Source organism: Hyphomicrobiales bacterium, assembly GCA_016710435.1.
Taxonomy (GTDB): Bacteria; Pseudomonadota; Alphaproteobacteria; order Rhizobiales; family Aestuariivirgaceae; genus Aestuariivirga.
Genome location: JADJVV010000033.1, coordinates 1 through 6,043, shown reverse-complemented (window position 1 = coordinate 6,043; position 6,043 = coordinate 1). Strand labels below are relative to the sequence as shown.

The window sequence follows — 6,043 nt, the reverse complement described above, 5'->3', positions numbered from 1 at the left end:
CGTGGGGTGAGGCACCATGTCAGGGCCCAAACAATAAAATAAATAAAACTTTTAAAATTTAAACCTTTTTTATTTAACTACTCGTTGGAGCTAGTTCTTGATAGGTGGTGACTTCTTGTTGGTTTATAACTTGAATGAAAAATAAACAGGTTTTCCAAAAATATATTTAAATAAACCTGCTCCCTATCCGGGCCTATCGGAATTGGGAATTCTCAATGAAAAACTCCTTGAATTTTCAATGAGATTTCTTCTAAATATGTAAATGGGATGTTCACTTTTTAGAGGTTTGAACTTCCCTATTACATCACCCCCTTCTTAAGTGGTTTCGTCCCTTGAAACCATGTGTAAGGAAAAATATAAAACCTTACTTGAAGAGAAAAATTAAACTCTTCCTTATTCTATGTAGAGAAAAATAAAACTCTACTAACTTATTGGGTAAAGAAGTAAAACCCACTTAGATCATGGAGAAAATCCCCAAAGATCCTTCTGAATAGATCTTATGTACCTCCAGGCTTGCCACAGTTCTCTGCCTGAGGTTATACTTCTTCTTTACTCTAGGAGACAATGTTACCTTCTTTGAAGGTATATAAATATCAAGTGGATCCTCACTTGATACCCTCTTTCTTAACCCACCTTTCAGAGGTTTTGTTCTAAGTCTCCTTGAAAAAGGTTCACTCCTTTTTTGAGTTACATCCTTCTTCTTAACAGGTTCTTTAGTAACCATCGGTTTACTACTTACATCCTGTTCTATACTTTGAAGGTTTTCGGATTCATTATATCCTCCTACTTCCTCTTCACTTAGAGATATTAGACTGAGATTGTCAGTCATCTCTTTATCTTCAAGGTCTTGTAATTCTTGGCGGTCAGCCCACCTAGTTAACCTTAGGACAGAAATGGGATAAGGTAGTTCCTTCCCATCTGTATTCTTTAGGTAGTACACTCTTCCTTGGTGAGTGGAATGCACAACCTCTAAGGGACCTTGCCAGCTAGGGATCAATTTCTTACTTAAACCGGTTACATTCTTTGGTTGCCACATGGCTACCAGGTCCCCTTTATTAAAGGTTAAATGGACCTTCCCTTTTGCTGAATTCTTATTCTTTCGTACATCAATTTGATGTACTATATGATCTTGCACCTTTGCAAGACTGTATTGCAACTTCTCTTGATATTGCATTACATTCCACTCTTTTGTGGGTGCTTTTGGTAGCTCCATGGGAAGATTCAAAGCCCTCCCATAAAATGCTACGTTTGGTGATAGCCCTGTGCTGGTGTTAACAGCATCATTGTATGCCATTAAAAGGCCTGGCAATAAGCTATCCCAATTTCTTTGGTCTTCCCTCACAAAGGAGGTTATAGCATGGCGAAAGAACCTGTGGATTCTCTCTACATAGGCGTTTCCTTGTGGGTGGTAAGCAGTGGTGAAGGTTTTCTGTATCCCTAACATACTGCACACCTCCTTCAACGTCCTGTTTGTGAACTCTGTACCTTTATCAGAGTGTAATCTAGCAGGCATGCCTTTATCAGCAAAAACCCTGCTTACTAATTCTTCTGCTACCACTTCCATTTTCTTACTGGGTAGTGGGATTGCAGTTGCCCATTTTGTAAATGAGTCTATTACTGTTAAACAATATTTATTGCCTTTGACACTTCTTACTCTTGGGCCCCATAGGTCAATACAAACCAAATCCCATGGCCCTGAAGTCTCAATAATACCCAAACCTGCATCTCCCATTCTTTTATGGTGAGGTTCTTTAATTGATTGACAGGTTGGACATGTGCTTACATAAAGGCACACATACTGAAACATATTTTCAAAGTAAAACCTTTGTTTCAGTTTTAAATAAGTTTTATCCCTTCCCATATGACTACCACTCCACAAATTGTCATGGTATAAACTAACAACTTTTTGTCTTAGGGATTTGGGAACTACCCTTCTGATTCTAGGGTTTAAATCATAAGGATTTACTTTAGTTATCCTTACTAAAATACCATTAGCATCCAACTCAAAGTTGTGTGCATGGTTTAAAACTTTCTTTACTTCTTCCTTTTTATCAGGAAGGATTTTACTTTTCAAATAATTTATTAAGGAAAGAAGTGGTTTTTCTTTTCTTTGTAATTCTAACCACTCTTCATCACTAGGTAAAGCATCACATTCAAATGCTGCTAATTCCTCTACATGATGGACTTGCTTGCTTTTTGCAAGTACTTTTACTATTGCACCTATTGGGGTGTCTTCTTCTATCCTAGACAAAAAGTCTGGGCCTACATTTAGTTTACCCTTTAGGTACTTTAAATTAAATTGGAATTGAGCTAATTCCATTTGCCATCTGGCCATACGACCATGTGGATCTTTATTTCTCCACAACCCAGTTAAGGGTTGATGATCTGTGAAGGCTTCAAACCTTCTATTAAATAAAAATGACTTCCACTTTCTTGTGGCTTCAACTAAAGCCAACATTTCTCTTTCAGTTGTACTATAGTTCTGTTGTGTGGTTGTCAAAACTTTACTAAAATAAGCCACAGGATGTAATTTATTATTTTCATCCGCTTGACTTAAAATGCCTCCAATGCCTATTTTACTGGCATCTGTGGCTATATGAAATTCTTTTGTCCAATCTGGGTGCATCAAGATTGGAGCTGAAACCATTAGGTTTTTTAATTCTATAAAAGTTTTCTCATGAATTTCATCCCACACCCACTTGGTGTCATCATGAGTCAACTTATAAAGAGGTGCAGCTTTATATTGAAAGCCCTCTATAAAATGTCTGTAATAACCCAAAAGGGCTAAAAACTGTTTAACTTGTCTGGCAGTTTTTGGACGTGGAAACTCTACCATGTCCTTTATTAATGTTGGATCTGTAGTAACTCCAAAACCGTTTACTACTTTTCCTAATAACCTTAATTGTTTAAGTGCAAAGTTACACTTTTCTATATTAACTTTCAGGTTAACTTTATCTAACATATGAAAAACCTTATTTAAATGTTCAATGTGTTCTTCAAATGTATCGGAGAATACTACTATATCATCTATATATACTAGACAATACTCTCCTAAACCTTCTTTAAGGACATTATTCATAGTCCTTTGAAAATATAATGGTGCATTCTTAACACCAAATGGTAATACTTCATATTGAAATATACCACAAGAAGTGATCATATCCATAAACCTTTTGGCAAATTCACTTATAGGGCACTGCCAACCCTGATCTTAAATCTATTAAGGTAAAGTACTTTTTACCTTTAAGAGTTTCAATAACCACTTCAATGAGTGGTAGTGGATAAACATCATCCACTGTAACTTTATTTAACTCATTATAAGCTACACACATGCGTAGCTTATTCTTTCTTTTTTGTTTAGCAAAGAAGCTAGGTGAGGCGTACTCAACACTTGTTGTGTTCCAATTGCCTACCTCTGCTTCTTGCATTTCTTTCATAGCTACCCTGAGGTGGTTATACATCTCACCTCTAACTGGGAAAGCTTTCTGTTTATGATCTTGGAGGTATTTCTGACCTCCCTCTACTAATTTTAAATCGAAAGGTTCAACTTTAGCCTTTCCAAAAGAGACATTTTCCTGAAAAACATTTGGGAATTTGTCTTTAATATTATTAATCTGTTGTTTTTGACCCTCACTTAACTCATGGGGTACAAACTGTTGTTTTTTGTCTGGAAGATCTTTCCAGTCAATCCCTATAATGGGATCTTTAGTGTTTATTACAGCTTGCACATGTATAGCTGCAATATCTTTACAGTTACAATGCTGGTTATGGCATGTACTTTTGATTCTATCAAAGATTCTATCAAGCAAGTTTCTTTTAAAACTTAAAATAGTACTATCCTCTTCAGGTAGTACATAAGATTTAAGCACTTCCTGTGCTTTCTTCTTTCTTAGGTTTCTTTCCCACTTTCGTGGGCCTTTCTTAACTTTATTAAGTTTATTTTTAGCCTTAACTACTTTCTTATGTGCCTGCCTTCTATAGATAACTGAGTCTTCAGTTGAGGTGAGGACTTTTTCGGTATGGGGGTCAATCGGGTAACCCTCGATCTTACTTCGGTCCAAATTCCTCTTCCTACGACCTAAAGCCCTTGCACTTGCCTTTTCGGTATGGCCCCTTGGCGAAGAAGTCGATCTTACTTCAGTCAGAGTGCTTAGGCCAGTTTGTACTGTGGCTGGCACAATAAACAAGGTAGGTGTTTCTTTGATGGGTATATTTAAACCCAACTTCTCACCTAAAATGTCCATTCCTATTAGGACATCTATATCTTTTAATAAATTGGTATCTGATACTAGCAGAGATACCATAATGTCTATATTACAAATAGACACTATTCCTTGAAAAGTTTTATTAACTTTTGATGCTCCCGCAATTCCTTTAAGGAAAACATCATTACAAATGGAGGATTTAAAAGTGTTTTTATTTATAAATTTCTTTGAAATCAATGATACTGCTGCTCCAGTATCAATCCAAGCCTTGGCATCAGCTTTATGTCTTTTCTGAGAAATGGTTAAAATTGTTTTTAATTTACCATTTTCAAAAATTAAATCTTTTTCCAGTTTTTCTGGATTAATTAAAATTCTATTTTGGTCCAATGGAGGAATTTCCTCCATCGCACCTAAGTCAAAAATTGACTTACTTGATGCTCCAGTTGCCTTCTGGAGCTTCTTCTCCTCCTTCTTCTTCTTGACCAAAGCAATATTTTGGTCAATCCTCTTTTGGTCCTTTTCTTTAGGACATTCTTCTACTTTGTGCCCCCTCTGATCACAATTGAAGCATTTGGGCACATAGTCCTTTTTTGTGGGTTTGGTCCCTTCTTTTGAACTTGCCGGATTTGTCGGCTTGTTCTTTGATGGTAGGGGTTGCTGGGTTGGAGGCCCCTGGCTCCTTTCAATTTTGGGCTTTTTGTTGCCCTCTTTTTCTTTGGCCTCAAACGGCCTTTTGAATGAAATGGGAGCTATTTCTCCCGTGGATCCCTTGGCGTTCTTGACGAACTCCACCACTTGCTCCAAGGGAGCTGTGAGGGCTGGAGTTTCATCCCGCCATAGCCTGAAGGTGGGACCACAAGAACTCATAAAGAGGTCTTTTATGATGGCCTCCTTTGCGGTTTTGCGGCATTCTTCTACCGCTGCATCCCACACCTCCTTCACTAAGGCCCCTTTAGTGGTAGCCTGAAAGTTGTCCTTCGGGACTTCTTTTGGGAGCACAGGCTCAACCAAGTCCTTCCAGACTCCATCAAAATATTTGATGGCCTCGTTTTCAAATTGGAAAACCTTGTTAGGTTTTCCTAACTCGGTTACCAGTTTTCTGTGATGGCTGGTTATAACGTCCTTTCCAACGTTATAACCCAGCCTCTTTTTAAACTGCTCCCAAGTGGTGACGTTGTGGAGGGCCATCTTGGAGTCTTCATCCTCCACCCTGCTCCACAACACCCCTTTCCAAGATGAGGAGCTAGTGGAGATCAATGACTCCACTTGTTTCACCCACAACGCCAACTTATCTTTGTCGTTGACGATGTCAGTGGTTAGCCGCATAACTATGCGGCTGTTCTTGTGGGAGACTTGGTCTGTCCAAGTCTCCCCCCTCTTCAAATCTCGGAGGGTCTTATTCTCCTCCTTCTCCTGCCTGTACAAGGCCTTCATTTTGGCCGCTTCGGCCTGCTCATGGGCTAAAGCCCCCCTGAGCCTTTCCAATTCTGGGTTCTCTGGAACCCTCTCATCTCTTCTGCCCTGGGGGTCCTGGGCAGCAGGCCTCTTCTGGGTCTGCCCCGTTGGCCCGTGGGCGGGTTTGGGTGCCAGCGTTGTCGTCTGGCTTTCTGGAGGGGCGATCACCATCCCCTCACCCTCCCTGGCTCTAGGAGGGGGTGCCGGGCTTGCTCTCGGCGCCTGTGGGGGTGGGAGATCTTCGATCGCGATAGGCGACCCTGGTGGCGAAGGTGCGGGCGACTGCTCGGCCGCGTTGATGGCGTCAGAATCTTCTAACGACTCGTCGCCTTGGTTGATCATGTTTTCTTTTTTATTTTTAAGAAAATGTACTATTTTGTACA

The 6,043-nt window shown here is 39.6% G+C and carries 2 protein-coding genes; both read right to left on the bottom strand.

Going from position 1 to position 6,043, the window contains the following annotated elements:
* Window positions 1-454: 454 nt before the first annotated feature.
* Complete coding sequence (locus tag IPM06_20615) at window positions 455-3,166, bottom strand: DDE-type integrase/transposase/recombinase (protein ID MBK8772813.1); 2,712 nt, start codon at window positions 3,164-3,166, stop codon at window positions 455-457.
* A 16-nt stretch (window positions 3,167-3,182) separates the two neighbouring features.
* A partial coding sequence (locus IPM06_20610) for a hypothetical protein (GenBank protein ID MBK8772812.1) occupies window positions 3,183-6,043 on the bottom strand: 2,861 nt, incomplete at its 5' end.